Annotated in this window: 9 protein-coding genes; 2 read left to right on the forward strand and 7 right to left on the reverse strand. The window is 65.2% G+C overall.

Going from position 1 to position 14,765, the window contains the following annotated elements; translation table 11 throughout:
• Nucleotides 1-35: 35 nt before the first annotated feature.
• From KZZ07_RS07960 to KZZ07_RS07975, 4 genes are all read right to left on the reverse strand, one after another.
• The gene (locus KZZ07_RS07960; protein ID WP_219513369.1) at nucleotides 36-2,453 is read right to left on the reverse strand and encodes an aerobic carbon-monoxide dehydrogenase large subunit; all 2,418 of its coding nucleotides are present in this window, start codon (nucleotides 2,451-2,453) and stop codon (nucleotides 36-38) included.
• Nucleotides 2,450-2,983, reverse strand: coding sequence for a (2Fe-2S)-binding protein (locus KZZ07_RS07965; RefSeq protein WP_219513371.1), 534 nt, complete (start codon nucleotides 2,981-2,983; stop codon nucleotides 2,450-2,452). The genes KZZ07_RS07960 and KZZ07_RS07965 overlap by 4 nt, the downstream gene beginning before the upstream one ends.
• Nucleotides 2,980-3,825 carry an FAD binding domain-containing protein gene (locus KZZ07_RS07970; protein WP_219513373.1) on the reverse strand — a complete coding sequence of 282 codons (846 nt, stop codon included), beginning with the start codon at nucleotides 3,823-3,825 and terminating at the stop codon, nucleotides 2,980-2,982. The genes KZZ07_RS07965 and KZZ07_RS07970 overlap by 4 nt, the downstream gene beginning before the upstream one ends.
• Nucleotides 3,826-4,037: 212 nt before the next feature.
• Complete coding sequence (locus KZZ07_RS07975) at nucleotides 4,038-5,129, reverse strand: MHYT domain-containing protein (RefSeq protein ID WP_300532183.1); 1,092 nt, start codon at nucleotides 5,127-5,129, stop codon at nucleotides 4,038-4,040.
• A 367-nt stretch (nucleotides 5,130-5,496) separates the two neighbouring features.
• Between KZZ07_RS07975 and KZZ07_RS07980 the strand changes: the two genes are divergently transcribed.
• Nucleotides 5,497-5,787: a hypothetical protein gene (locus KZZ07_RS07980; protein WP_219513375.1), complete on the forward strand. Its 291-nt coding sequence runs from the start codon at nucleotides 5,497-5,499 to the stop codon at nucleotides 5,785-5,787.
• A gap of 17 nt (nucleotides 5,788-5,804) precedes the next feature.
• On the forward strand, nucleotides 5,805-7,973 hold the full coding sequence (locus tag KZZ07_RS07985) for a M10 family metallopeptidase C-terminal domain-containing protein (RefSeq protein ID WP_219513377.1): 2,169 nt from the start codon (nucleotides 5,805-5,807) through the stop codon (nucleotides 7,971-7,973).
• Nucleotides 7,974-7,991: 18 nt separating this feature from the next.
• Here KZZ07_RS07985 and KZZ07_RS07990 read toward each other — a convergent pair whose 3' ends face one another.
• The 3 genes from KZZ07_RS07990 to KZZ07_RS08000 are packed head-to-tail and all read right to left on the reverse strand — an operon-like array spanning nucleotide 7,992 to nucleotide 14,715.
• Nucleotides 7,992-8,909: a transglutaminase family protein gene (locus KZZ07_RS07990; protein WP_219513378.1), complete on the reverse strand. Its 918-nt coding sequence runs from the start codon at nucleotides 8,907-8,909 to the stop codon at nucleotides 7,992-7,994.
• Between the two features lie 3 nt (nucleotides 8,910-8,912).
• A complete protein-coding gene (locus KZZ07_RS07995) occupies nucleotides 8,913-11,312 on the reverse strand; it encodes a circularly permuted type 2 ATP-grasp protein (protein ID WP_219513379.1) in 2,400 nt (799 codons plus the stop codon).
• A 1-nt stretch (nucleotide 11,313) separates the two neighbouring features.
• The gene (locus tag KZZ07_RS08000) at nucleotides 11,314-14,715 is read right to left on the reverse strand and encodes a transglutaminase family protein (RefSeq protein WP_219513380.1); all 3,402 of its coding nucleotides are present in this window, start codon (nucleotides 14,713-14,715) and stop codon (nucleotides 11,314-11,316) included.
• Nucleotides 14,716-14,765: the final 50 nt, after the last annotated feature.

A 14,765-nucleotide genomic window follows, 5' to 3' on the forward strand; every position in this document is an offset into this window, starting at 1 on the left:
GGTCCAGATGGTTGGCCGACGCCCCGCCCCCTCGCTCACCGGTGCAGCCCAAGGTCCCGCGCGATCTTCCATACCCGCCAGTGATCGTGCGGCATGTGGCTTTGCGTCAGGCCAAAGGGCCGAAAGGCATCGTGAACGGCGTTCGAGAAACAGGGCACGGACCCGACGTTGGGGCTTTCGCCCACGCCCTTGGCGCCGATCGGGTGGTGAGGACTGGGCGTGACCGTGTGATCGGTCTGGTAGGTCGGTGTCTCCCACGAGGTCGGCAGGAAGAAATCCATCAGCGTCGCGGATTTGTGGTTGCCCATGTCGTCGTAGGCAATCTCTTGCCCCATCGCGATGGCGTAGCCCTCGGTCGCGCCACCGTGCACCTGCCCCTCGATGATCATCGGGTTGATCCGGGTGCCGCAATCGTCCAGCGCGTAGAACTTGCGGACCTCGTGTTCGCCGGTGTCGACATCGATTTCCATCACGCAGATATAGGCTCCAAAGGGATAGGTCATGTTGGGCGGGTCGTAGTAGCTGACCGCCTCCAGCCCCGGTTCCAGACCCGGGATCGCCTGGTTATAAGAGGCAAAGGCGATTTCCTTCATGGTCTTGAAACGGCTCTCGTCGCCCTTGACCACGAAACGGTCCACGTCCCATTCCACGTCGCCGTCATGCACCTCCAACAGATAAGCGGCGATCATCTGGGCCTTGGCGCGGATCTTGCGCGCGGCCATCGCCGTGGCCGCCCCGGCGACCGGCGTCGAGCGAGACCCATAGGTGCCCAGCCCGTAAGGCGCGGTATCGGTGTCGCCCTCTTCCAGCGTGATGTCATCCGCAGGCAGGCCAATCTCGGACGCGATGATCTGGGCAAAGGTCGTCGCGTGCCCCTGCCCCTGGCTGATGGTGCCCAGCCGGGCAATGGCGCTGCCTGTCGGGTGGATGCGGATTTCGCAACTGTCGAACATGCCGAGCCCAAGGATATCGCAATTCTTGACCGGACCGGCGCCGACGATCTCTGTGAAATGGGTCAGACCGATGCCCATGAGCTTTCGCGTCTTGCCGGCCTTGAAATCTTCCAGCCGCTGCGCCTGTTCCTTGCGAAGATCGTCATAGCCCACGGCGGCCAGCGCCTTGTCCCAGGCGGTGTGATAGTCGCCCGAGTCATACTCCCACCCCAGCGCGCTCTGGTAGGGGAACTGGTCCTTGCGGATGAAATTGATGCGCCGCAACTCGGCGGCGTCCATGTTCAGCTTGATCGCCAGCACCTCGATCATGCGTTCGATGAAATAGGCGGCCTCTGTCACGCGGAAGGAACAGCGATAGGCCACGCCGCCCGGTGCCTTGTTGGTATAAACCCCGTCCACCGAGAGGTAGGCCGTCGGGATGTCATAAGACCCGGTGCAGATGTTCATGAAGCCCGCCGGGAACTTCGTCGGATCGGCGCAGGCGTCAAACCCGCCGTGATCCGCCGTGGTATGGCACCACAGCCCGGTGATCTTGCCCTCTTTCGTTGCGGCGATCTTGCCCTGCATCCAGTAATCGCGGGCGAATGCGGTGGACATGAGGTTGTCCATCCGGTCCTCGACCCATTTCACCGGCTTGCCGGTGACGATGGAGGCCACGACCGAACAGACATAGCCGGAATAGGCCCCCACCTTGTTGCCGAACCCGCCGCCGATATCAGGCGAGATCACGCGGATATTGTGCTCGGCAATCCCTGAAATCAGGCTGACAACGGTGCGAATCGCATGTGGCGCCTGAAAGGTGCCGTGCAGCGTCAGCTTGCCCGTCACCTTGTCCATGCTGGCGACGCAGCCGCAGGTCTCCAACGGACAGGGATGCGTGCGGTGGTAATAGACCATCTCCTCGGCCACTACATCGGCCTCGGACAGCACCGCCTCTGTCGCCTCCTTGTCACCCTGTTCCCAGGTGAAGATGTGGTTGTGATGCTTGCGGGGGCCATGCGCGCCTTCGGTCTGGCCTGCCAGATCCTCGCGCAGCACCACGTCCGATTGCAGCGCCTCGAAAGGGTCGGTCAGAACCGGCAGGTCTTCATATTCGACCTCGACCGCCTCGACACCATCGGCGGCGGCGTAGCGGTCGGTGGCGACGACATAGGCCACCTCCTGCCCCTGGAACAGCACCTTGCCGTCCGCCAGCACCATCTGCTTGTCACCGGCCAGCGTCGGCATCCAGTGCAGGCCCAGCGGCTCAAGATCCGCCGCCGTCAGCACCGCCAGCACACCGGGCACCTTCAGGGCCTCCTCGGTGTTGATCGAGACGACCTTGGCATGGGCATAGGGAGAGCGGACGAAATCGCCAAACAGCATTCCCGGCAGCTTGATGTCGTCGACGTAATTGCCTTTGCCTTGCGTGAACCGCACGTCCTCCACCCGCTTGCGCGAGCAGCCCATGCCCTTGAGGCCCGCGGAACGTTCTTCGGGGGTTTGCACCTCGTCCTTCATTCCGCGGCCTCCACCTTTTGTTGCCCTACCCCTTCGGTACTTGAGGGCGTGTCCTCAGCCTTCATCATCTCGGCGGCCGCGAGGATCGCCTTGACGATGTTCTGGTAGCCAGTGCAGCGACAGAGGTTACCCGCCATGCCAAAGCGCACCTCTTCCTCGGTGGGCGTCGGGTTCTCCATCAGAAAGCGATGCGCGCGGGTGATCATGCCCGGCGTGCAAAAGCCGCACTGAAGGCCGTGATGTTCGCGGAACATCTCTTGCAGAACGGACAAGGACCCGTCGGCATTCACCAGCCCTTCGACCGTGGTCACATCCGCGCCTTGCGCCTGCGCCACGAAGACCGTGCAGGATTTGACCGACCGCCCGTCCATGTCGACCGTGCACGCCCCGCAATGCGAGGTCTCACAGCCCACGTGCGGCCCGGTCACGCCCAGGTTCTCCCGCAGGAAATGGATCAACAGGGTGCGCGGTTCGGCCAGCCCTTCGACCGCCTCGCCGTTTACCGTCAATTTCACATGCATCTTGCTCATGAGTTCCCCCCTGCAACGCGCGCCAAGGCGCGGTCGATGGCGCGGCGCAGCACCACGCCCGCCACATGTGTCTTGAACTCCACCGGCCCGCGCATGTCCTCCTGCGGATCGATAGCTGCGAGCGCGGCTTTGACGGCCCCCTCCCTGTCTCCGGCCGCCAGCGCCGCGCCCGCCTCTGCCGACCAGACCGGCACATCGGCCAGGTTGGTCATGGCAATCGAGGCAAAGCCCTCGCCGACCAACACAGCCGCCGCCGCGGTGGCATAGTCGCCGATCTTGCGTTTCTGCTTTTCGTAGGCGTAGCCCGTGCCCGTCGCGGGCAGGGGCACCGTGATCCGTGTCAGGATCTCGTCATCGGCCCGGGCAGTGAAATAGGCGCTTTCGTAGAAGTCCCGCGCCCGGATATCCCGAGTGCCTTCCGGTCCCGTGACCCGGTACGTCGCGTCGAGGCATTGCATCAGCCCCGGCATGTCGTTGCCTGGGTCGCCATTGGCCACATTGCCCCCCAGTGTCCCCAGGTAGCGCACCTGCGGGTCCGCGATCTGCAAGGCTGCTTCCCGCAGGAGCGGGACAGCCTGGGCCAGTCCTTCGTGCGAGATGAGTTCATGCTGCGTGACCATCGCGCCCATCGAGACACTGTCAGACCCGATCTCGATCCCCCGCAGATCCGGGATGTCCCGCAGATCAACCAGATGCGACAGCACCGCCATGCGCAGCTTCATCATCGGGACCAGGCTGTGCCCGCCCGCGATCACCCGCGCCTCGTCGCCATGTTCCTGCAACACCCCTATGGCCGCGCTCAGGTCCGCTGGCCTGTGATAGTCGAATCCCGCCGGTATCATCTGTGATTGTCCTCCCCCGCGGTCTTGCGCCGCTGGCAGGACGGTTCCCCGCGTTTGCGTCGGAACCAACGTCAGAGCCATAAAAGACAGGCATTCGCGCACGAAATGCGAAATGGCTGCACGGGTGGCGAAACGCCCGGTCGCCGGGGACGGTGGGCGGGGCGAGGCGACGGTCGCATGGCCGGCACCAGCGCCGTCCCGGCGTCCGCGCCTCAGACGCCCAGCACGCTGCGGACCTCTGCCAGGCGCGACCGGCTGACCGGCACCTTGCCCAGGGCCGCGACTCCGTCGAAATGACAGACGCCCGTATCCTTGGTGCGGCGGAATTCCGTCACCAGGGCGGGATTGACCAGGTAGCTGCGATGCGCCCGGATCAGCCCCGCCGGTGCCAGCCGCCGCGCCGCCTCGGAGATGGACCAGGGACAGAACAGCTTGTCCGCGCCAGAGTAGAGGACCGTGTAATGTCCCTCGGCCCGGACCGCCGCGATGGCCCCCGCGTCGACAAACTGGGTGCGCCCCTCTTTCTCATAGGGCACCGGCACCCGGCCAGGCGTCGCTCCCGACACCGGCTCTTCGGTCTCCGGGGCCTGGTCCGCCGGGGCGGCAAAGAAGGTCACGCCGCTCAGCAGGAAGGCGCCGCAGATCGCAAAGGAGCTGAGCGCAACGCCCATCGCCAGCGTTTCGTTCGACAAGGCCGGGCCGGCGCTGTCGCCCCCGTCCAGCCCGATGAACCCGGTGCCCGCCATCGCGATGAAATGCACCGCGAAGACCGAGAGGCCAAAGACCAGCGTGCCCAGCAGGATGCTGCCCCGCGTACGCTCGCCATATGCGATCCAGATCGCCGCAACCGACAGGGCCAGCGCCGCGACCAGGGCCACTGCCAGTCCACCGATGCTGTAGACCGGGCGGCACAGTTCCATCCCGCTCATGCCGACGTAATGCATGGCCACGATCCCGCAGCCGACGATCCCGCCCGACAGGGTCAGCGTCAGCGGGCCGCGATCGCGGAAATGCAGGATCAACAGCGCCAGGCCGACCATCAGGATCGCGATCAGCGCAGAGATCAGCGTCACCAGCCCGTCGTAGTAGAAGAGGATCGGCAGTTGCAGCCCCAGCATAGCCACAAAATGCATCGACCAGATGCCGCCCCCCAGCGCCACCGCCGATATCGCCACCACCAGCTTGCGCCGGGCCAGCGGCAGCGCCGAGGCCCCCCGCGTCAGGGAAAGCCCGCTGAACCCGGCCATTAGCGCCACTGCCAGAGATGCGGCCACAAGCGCCGGGTGATGCGAGAATTCAAGCACGCCACCGCTCCTTCAGATGGGCGGGATTTAGGCACATGGCCCCCGGTCGCGCAAGCGGGCGCATGGCGTCGAGAGACACCCTGTGATACAATTTTAAGGAGAGTTTCCGAAAGTTGTAACGACACCCTACGACGTTTCGGGAAACAGTTCCTGCCACAATTGTTGACGGTTTCTTAACGTGCACCAATGACCTGATATTAACATTTTCCGGCCCTTCGGACCTCCAATTCCCGGGGCCACAGTCGAGCATGCGACCGATCTGCTCTTGGTCCGCTGCCCGATAGACTGCCACAGGAAGACCGCAATGAACGCCCGCCCCAGGCATCTGCATGCCCTCCCCCCACACCCTTCGGCGGCGCGAAAACCGTTGTCTTCCGGGTCTCGCACATCCTCCGGCGATACGCATCTGGCCGAACTCCTGCGTGAGCGGTTGCGCCACCACGCGGCGGACCGGGGCGTGCCCTGTCCAAGGGCTCGGATTGCCGCTCATGGCCGATCGGCCCTGCGGGCGCAGCTTCTGTACCAGACCGCCGACGGGACCTTCCTTGCCGGTCCGAAGCTGGAATTCTCGGTCAGCGATGCCGCCATCACCGAAGCTCTGCTGGACATCTTCGCCCAAGCCCTCCTCGACCGCTGCCCCGCGCCCCGTCGCACCTGACAGACAGGACCTGACTTATGTGCTTTCTCTGCCAAAGCCTCGACCCGACCATCGAAATCTACGACAGCCACAGTCTGACCGGCCCGACGGCGGCGCCCTCGGGCGGTGACGGCAGCACCACAAGCGCAGCCTTGCCGGTCTTCACGCTGGACCAGGTGGCCTATCAGCTGACGCATGGCTACTGGCAGGACGGCGGCGGCGACTGGCGCGCCTTCGACGTTCAGGCCGGTGGAGAGATCACCGTCAACATCGACGCGCTGGACGCGCCGGGACAGGCCGCGGCGCTTGCCGCGCTGGAGGCATGGACCGCCGTCTCGGGCCTCCAGTTCACCCTGACCTCGGGCACCGCTGATATCACCTTCGACGACACCGAAAGCGGCGCCTACGCCTATTCCAGCATCTACACGTCCTTGAACCAGATCGCAGAGTCCTTCGTCAACGTGAACCCCAGCTGGCAAAGCTACGGTGACTACTATTACCAGACCTACATCCATGAGATCGGTCATGCCCTCGGGCTGGGTCACGGCGGGAATTACAACGGCGCCGCCAGTTTCGGCACGGACGCGCATTACGCCAACGACAGCTGGCAGATGTCGATCATGTCCTACTTTGCCCAGTGGGAGAACCCGAACATCGACGCTTCGGGCATGTATCTGGCGACGCCGCAGATGGCGGATATCCTTGCGATCCAGAACCTTTACGGCACGCCCGACAATGTCCACACGGGCAACACCGTCTACGGCGACAACACCACCCTGACCGCAACAGGCATGGACCTGACGCCGGGCCGCGCCGTCACGATCTTTGACAGCTCGGGGGTCGACCTGATCGACCTCGGCGCGCGCGGGCATGACCAGCGTCTCAGCCTGGTGGACGAAACCTGGTCGGACTTGGACGGCTATGCCTGGAACTTTGCCATTGCCCGGGGCGCGATTATCGAGAACGCCATCACCGGCACCGGCGACGACCACATCACCGGCAATGCCGTCGCGAACGACATCCAGAGCGGCGCCGGCGCGGATACCATCAAGGGTGGCGAAGGCGACGACACAATCGACGCCGGCGCGGGTGAGGACGTGGTGGTCTTTGAAGGCGCCTCCGAGGGTTTTGCCCTGTCCTGGAACGGGGCGTTGATGGTCACCGACATCGACCTGACCGACGGCGGCGACGATGGCACGGACACGCTTTTGGGGGTCGAGACGCTCAGCTTTACCGATGGCGCCTTCGGGACGGTGCAGGCCAATGGCACGACCACGCTTGTCCGGCTCTACCAGACCGGCAGCAACCTGACCGCCGCGACGCTGGAAATCGACGTCGACAACACCCACGAATGGGAGTCGATTGCCCGCGACTTCACCGCCTCCGGCCAATGGGCGAAACAGACCAACATCTATGACAATGGCCGCGTGCTGGAAATCTTCTACTCGGACGGGCTGCGCAACTCCTCGACCATGACCGACGGGGCCGATGTCTATGCCTGGGACAGCTATACCGATGGCTACGACACCAGCGGCGCGCGGATCTACAATGGCATCACCTGGGACGGCGGCAAGCTGGTCGAGACCTATTTTGACGAAAATGGCGCGCGCACCAGTTCGCTGGTGACGGATGGCGGCGACGTCTATGGCTGGCACACCATCGAACGGGTCTACGACGGTGCGGGCGTGCTGACAGACCAGATCAACACCTATGACGATGGCGGCGTCCAGCAGATTATCTACACCGGGGGCGCGCGCTCGGCGATCCACATGACCGACGGTGGCGACGTCACAAGCTGGACAAGCTACAGCGATTTCTACGACACCGCCACGGGCGCCCGCACCTCGCGGCAGATGACATATGACGACGGGCGCGAGATCGAGGTCGGCTTTGACGGCGGGCGCATGGTCTCGCACCTGCTGACAGACGGGGCGGATGATTTCGTCTGGTCCTCGATCGCGCGCACCTGGGATGCCGAGGGGAACCTCGACAGTCAGACAAACACCTATGACGACGGGCGCGTGCACGAGATCGACTACACCGGCGGAATCCGCAGCAGTTCGGTCCTGACCGACACGCAGGATGCCTATGCCTGGACCAGCGCGACAGAGACCTACGACGCCAGCGGCACGCTGGTCGAGCGGGTGACGATCTGGGATGACGGCAGCCAGGATGTCGTCACCTATGGAGACAGCCCGGTGGTCTGATCCGCATCCGGGCGCGGCCTAGTCAATATTGCTGCGCCCGACCGCCTCGACCGGCGCGCGCTCTTCCACCGGCACCATGTCGACGCTATGGCGGGTGCTGTGAAAGCCCGAGCTGCGCAGCGATCCCTTGACCGGGGCCACATCCGCGTAGTCCCGCCCGATGGCCACGCTGATATGGTCGGCGCCAACGCGCATGTCGTTGGTCGGGTCGATCTCGATCCAGCCGACCTCGTTGCCGCACCAGGCACGGACCCAGGCGTGCATCGCATCCGCCCCCGCAAGTCGGGGCTGGCCCTCTGGCGGTTCGGTCCGCAGAAAGCCCGAGACATAGCCCGCCGGAATGCCGATCCCGCGCAGCGCGGCGATCATGATATGGCTGATGTCCTGGCAAACCCCGCGCCGGTTGGCAAAGGCCGTGGCCGGATCGGTGGTCACATCGGTTGCGGTGGAATCAAAGGTGATTTCCTCGTGCAGCGCCCGGGAAATCGCCTCGACCACCGTCAGTACCGGCTGGTCAAGCCGCGTGATGCCCCGCGAAAATGCGGTGATCGAGGGCACGGGCACCACCCGGTCCGAGGCACCCAGGAAATGATGCGGGGCTTCGGGCGCCAGCGAGGGCACCTCGGCCAGTTCGCGGCGCATGTCGGCTAGCGCGCAGGAGAGGTCCAGCTCCTTGGGCAGGTCGTCGCGCCGGATACGCCCGGTAAAGCGGAAATCGACCGTGTCCAGCGGCGCGTCATAAGCTATCTCTGTCAACGCGTTGCCAAAGAAATCCACCCGGTCGCGGCGAAAGGCCGGCGCGGGATCGGCCTGCAAGAGGCCTGAAACCAGGCGCTGTGCCGGCCCGTTGCCGGGCATCATCCGCAGGTGCATCCGCGCCGCCGCCGCGGAAAGCGCGTAGGCGTAGCGAACCGAAAGCGTGACGTCGTAGAGCATCCCCTACCCCATGTACTGGGTGTGGATCGCATCCGACACCGCCTGCAGATCATCCGCCAGTTTCGCCAGCGCGGCGCTGTCCAGCACCTCGGGCGTGGCGACGGAAAGATCGGTGTGGACCCGCAGGATACGGCGCCCGACCTCTGTCAGCTGGCTGGACTTGCCCTGCCGGGGCAGTTTCCCCTGTTGGTCCAGCAGCACGCCGGCCTGATAGATCACCGAACGCGGGTTTTCCGGGTCCAGCGCCAGCAGGTCGACAACCGTGTTGCGGTTGGTCTCGACCGAGTAGCGGCGGCGGTGGGTCATGACGCTGTCGCCGATCTCCAGCGCCGCATCCAGGCTGCCCTGCGCCGCACCGCTGGCCGAAAAGACCGCCAGCAGGTCCGAGATCTGGACACCGCGTTCCAGCGCACGCCCCATGGACATGAAGCGCCAGCCGGAAAAACGGAACATGTTGTCGTTCACAAGGCCCGCGAAACCGGCCAGCTTGCGCAGAAGCTGGCTCAGGGCGCGGCCCGTCGCGTCGCCGTGGTCGACCGCCCCGGCAAGGTCACGCGCCGCCGCTTCCAGTTCGTCCAGCGCATACCAGCCGTCATCGGAAAACCGGTCGCGCACCTTGCTGGCGCAGCCCCGGGCCCGTGCCAGCAGGTTCAGGAAGAGATCCGGCAGCGGTTGTTCAAGATACAGCCCCCGCCCCTCAAGGTAGCGGCCAAGCTGGTCGAAGACCGGCATCGGCGTGCCGCCGTTGTCCTCCAGCCGCAGGTGATAGGCCCGCAGGGTCCGGGCAGTGAAATCGGCCCGTTCGACGTAGCGGCCCAGCCAGAACAGGTTGTCCGCCGCGCGCGCGGGCAGCCGTCCGGGCATCCGCCGGATGAACGGCCCCGGCTGCTGGCCCGACAGCGTCTCTGTGGACACGGGCGCGTCGCTGACCACCCAGACATCCGCCACCGACCCGCCGCTCTGCATGGCCAGCGCGGTTGGGTCCTCTGTCCGGCCGATGCGGGCATAGCCGCCGGGCATCACGGTCCAGCCGTCCTTTGTGCGGGCGGCGAAGACGCGGACCACCATCGGACGCGGCAGCAACTTGCCCTCGATCATCGCGGGCGTGGTCGACAGGGTCACCGCCTGTTGCCCCACCAGCGCGCCGCCGCTCTTGTCCAGCCAGTCGCGCACCGGGCCGCGCGCAGTGTCACGGAACCGCCCGCCAAGCGCGGTGGAACTGTCGATCTCAAAGGGCAGTTGCGTCGACAGCGCCGGGCCGATCATCATGCGTTCCAGGTTCTCGCTCACGTAGGCGCGTTCGCTGGCCTGCCCGCACCACCAGGTCGCGATATTGGGCAGTTTCAGCCGCTCGCCCATCAGCGCCTCTGAAATACGCGGCATGAACGCCATGAGCGCCCGCGCCTCCAGCACGCCGGACCCCAGGCAGTTGAGCATCGTCACCGCGCCCGACCGCAGCGTGCCCACCATGCCCGGCGTCCCGAGGGCCGAGTTTTCATCCAGTTCCAGCGGATCGGCGAACCGCGAGTCCAGCCGTCGCCAGAGCACGCTGACCGGTTCCAGCCCGCTGATCGTGCGCACCATCAGCTTGCCGTCGACGCTGACCAGGTCCTCGGACTCCAGCAGAAGGAAGCCGAGGTAGCGCGCGATATAGGCATGTTCGAAATAGGTGTCGGTGTTCTGGCCCGGCGTCAGGATCGCCACCTGGCCCTGTTCGGGGCCGCGCAGCTGGGTCAGCCGGTCGCGGAAGGTGCGAAAGAAGGCGGCCAGCCGGTGAACGTTCGTTTCCTGGTAAAGATCGTTGAAGACCCGCAGCGTCGCCATGCGGTTTTCCAGCGCGAAACCAGAGCCCGAGGGCGCCTGCGTGCGGTCCCCCAGCACCAGCCAGCTGCCATCCGGAGAACGCCCGATCTCGAAGGCCAGGAAATGCAGGTAATGCTCCGAGCGCGGCTTTACCCCCACCATCGGGCGCAGCCACTCGGGGTTGCGGGCCACCAGTTGCGGCGGCAGGATCCCGCGTCTGACCAGCGTCGCCGGGCCATAGAGATCGGCCATCGTGCGTTCCAGCAGCTCGGCCCGCTGGGCGATGCCGCTGGCCAGCTTGTTCCACTCGGTCTCACCGATGATCACGGGAATATGGCTGAGCGGCCAGTCCCGGACGGCGGATTCGTCGCCCGTGTACTGGCGATAGTAGACGCCCGCATCCTGCAGATAGAGATCGCCGCGCGCAAAGTCCTGGTTCACCTGGTCGGGGTTGCGCCCGGCCAGGTGATTGATCATCGGCTGCCAGACCGGGCGCAGCGTACCATCAGGGCGCAAAAGCTCATCTGCCACCCCCTTGGGTGGCAGATACTGGTCCAGTGGCGCCTTGCGCGCCGACGTAACGGCGCCGGTTTCGCCCATGTCAGATCCAGGGCGCGCGCCGCAGGTCCAGGGTCATCGGGAACTCCGGGTGCGGGTTTTCAGTCGCCGGCCAGTAGGTTCCGGGCGTATGCCCCCATTTCTGGAAACGAGCCAGGCGGCGGGCATCGGCCTCGTTCGTGTTGACCGGGAAGGTATCATAACTGCGCCCGCCGGGATGCGCCACATGGTATGTGCAGCCACCGATCGACCGCCCCGACCAGGTGTCGAAAATATCGAAGATCAGCGGCGCGTTGACCGGCAGCACCGGGTGCAGCGCCTCGGCCGGTTGCCAGGCCTTGAACCGCAGGCCCCCCACCTTGCGCCCGCTCATGCCCGTGCCATGCAGCGGCACCTGCCGCTGGTTGCAGCAAACCACGTATCGGCTGGGGTCCAGCGCGGTCAGTTGCACCTGCATCCGCTCCACGGAACTGTCGGTGTAACGGACGGTGCCGCCAATGGCGCCGCGTTCGCCCAGGACGTGCCAGGGCTCCAGCGCCTGACGTACCTCCAGGTGGACGTCCTCGACCTCGATTTCCCCGGCAAAGGGGAAGCGGAATTCGCGCTGCGCCTCGTACCATTCCGGACGCAGGTCAAAGCCGTGGTCCTTGAGATCACGCAGCACGTCCATGAAATCCTGCCAGACGAATTCCGGCAACATAAAGCGGTCATGCAGCGTGGTGCCCCAGCGCACGGGCTTGCCCTTGACCGGCGATTTCCACAGCCGCACCAAAAGAGCCCGCAAGAGCACCTGTTGCGCCAGGCTCATCCGGGCGTCCGGCGGCATTTCGAAGCCGCGGAATTCCACCAGCCCCAGCCGTCCGGTCGGCCCGTCCGGGGAATAGAGCTTGTCGATACAGATTTCGGCCCGGTGGGTGTTGCCGGTCACGTCGATCAGGATGTTGCGCAACAGCCGGTCCACCAGCCAGGGCTGCGGCGGCTCACCGTCCTCCGGGTCGGGGATCTGGCTGAGCGCGATTTCCAGTTCATACAACGTGTCATGCCGTGCCTCGTCGATCCGTGGCGCCTGGCTGGTCGGGCCGATGAAAGTGCCCGAGAAGAGGTAGCTGAGCGAGGGATGCCGCTGCATATAGAGGATCAGTGAGCGCAGCAGGTCGGGCCGCCGAAGGAAGGGCGAATCCATCGTCGTCGCGCCACCCACGACGACGTGGTTGCCCCCGCCCGTTCCGGTATGCTTACCGTCGATCATGAACTTGTCGGCGCCAAGGCGGCAGTTGCGCGCTTCTTCGTAGACCGCGCTGGTGATGTCGACGCAGTCTTCCCAGCTGCTGGCGGGATGGACGTTGACCTCGATCACGCCCGGATCGGGGGCCACCCGGATCACGTTCAGGCGCGAGTCATGCGGCGGTGTGTAGCCCTCGATATGCAGCGGCAGGTCCAGCGCCTCTGCGGTCTGCTCGGCGGTCGAGATCAGTTCCAGATAGTCCTCCAGCGCCTCGACCGGCGGCATGAAGATGCAGAGCTTGCCGTCGCGCGGTTCGACCGCGATGGCCGTCCGCACCACGCCGCCCTCGGGCGTGGCGGCTTGTTCGCGCTGAACCTCTGACGGCTCACCCGCCCGCAGGCGCGACACCGGCTGTTCCCGGCCAGGCGTCGTCCGGGGCAGCGTGTCCCGCTCTTCCTCGGCAATCTTGCGCAATTCCTCGAAGAGCGCCTGGCGCTTGTCGTCCATCTCGTGGAAATCGGGCAGATCTTCGACCGGCACGGTCGGGTCGGCAGGATAGACATAGGGATAGGCCGAGACGCCCACATGCGGCAGCGTGCCCAGCGGCAGGCGAAAGCCCACGGGACTGTCGCCCGGGATCAGGAACAGGTGACCGCGCCGTGTTTTCCAGCGTTCCGAGCGCCAGCCGCGACCGAAGGCGCGAGATTGCCAGCGCTGGATCGGCAGGATGAATCCGGCGGGCCTGTCCAGCCCGCGTTCAAAGACACGGGCGATGCGGGCGCGCGCCTCGGGGTCCTTGAGGCGCGAATCCTCTGGCGTGACGTTTTCCGGCAATTCCGCCTCTTTCAGGATCCAGACCGCCGGATCCTCGAACGCGGGCTGGACGTATTCCGTACCGATCTCCAGCGCCTTGGCGAACCCGGCCATGAAGGTCTCGGCATCCGCCGCCGTCGCGCCCTTGGCGGTTTCCTTGGCGACCAGGTCCAGGTTTTTCCAGACCGGTTTGCCGTCCCGACGCCAATAAAGCGAAAAGGTCCAGCGTGGCAACGTTTCGCCCGGATACCACTTGCCCTGGCCGAAATGCAGGAAACCACCGGGGGCGAAACGGTCGCGCAAGCGACGGATCAGATCGTCGGCCAGCGCGCGCTTCTGGGGGCCGACGGCGGCGGTGTTCCACTCCGCGCTTTCGAAATCGTCGATTGACACGAAGGTCGGCTCACCGCCCATCGTCAGGCGCATGTCCTGCGCCTCGATCTCGGCATCCACCTTTTGCCCAAGCGCATCCAGCGCGTCCCAGCTTTCCTCCGAGAACGGCTTGGTGATGCGCGGATGTTCGGCGATCCGGTGCACCTCCATCTCGAAGTCGAAATCGGTCTGGGTGTCCTTGTCGCCGCTGAAACCGCCCACGATGGGCGCGGCATTGCTGTAATGTGGGGTGGCCGCCAGCGGGATGTGGCTTTCCCCGGTCAAAAGGCCACTGGTCGGGTCCAAGCCGACCCAGCCCGCCCCGGGCAGGTAAACCTCGCACCAGGCGTGAAGGTCGGTAAAGTCATGATCCGTGCCGGAGGGCCCGTCCAGCGCCTCAAGATCCGGTTTCAGCTGGATCAGGTAGCCCGAGACGAACCGCGTGGCAAAGCCCAGGTGTCGCAGGATGTTGATCAGAAGCCAGCTGGTGTCGCGGCAAGAGCCGGATTTCTTTTCAAGCGTTTCCTCGGGGGTCTGAACGCCGGGTTCCATCCGGATCAGGTACTCGGTCTCCTGCTCCAGCTGGCGGTTCAGCTCCACCAGCATGTCGATGGTGACCTGTTTCTTGCGCGGCACGCTTTCGACCCATTTCTTCAGCAGGGGCGTCAGCGGCTCGGTCTTGCGATAGACCGCCAGGTCCGGCGCGATCTCCTCGGGGTATTCAAAGGGCCATTCGCGGGCGACATCGTCGACGAAAAAATCGAAGGGATTGTAGACCGTCATGTCGGCCACGAGGTCGACCTCGATCCGGAATTCGGTCACCGGCTCGGGAAAGACGAACCGCGCCAGCCAGTTGCCGTAGATGTCCTGCTGGTGGTTCACGAAGTGCCCCTCGGGGGATACCTTTAGCGAGTGGCTGATCACCCGGGTCCGGCTGTGCGGTGCCGGTCGGAGCCGGATGATCTGCGGTGACAGGTTCACCGGGCGGTCGTACTTGTAATGCGTAAGATGCCGGATGCTCGCGGTGATCGCCATGATGTTCCCGTCTGTCCCAAGGTCTGATTGTCCTCAAGCCAGAGAAGCCG

The sequence above is a fragment of the Mameliella sp. CS4 genome (assembly GCF_019392335.1).
GTDB lineage: Bacteria > Pseudomonadota > Alphaproteobacteria > Rhodobacterales > Rhodobacteraceae > Antarctobacter.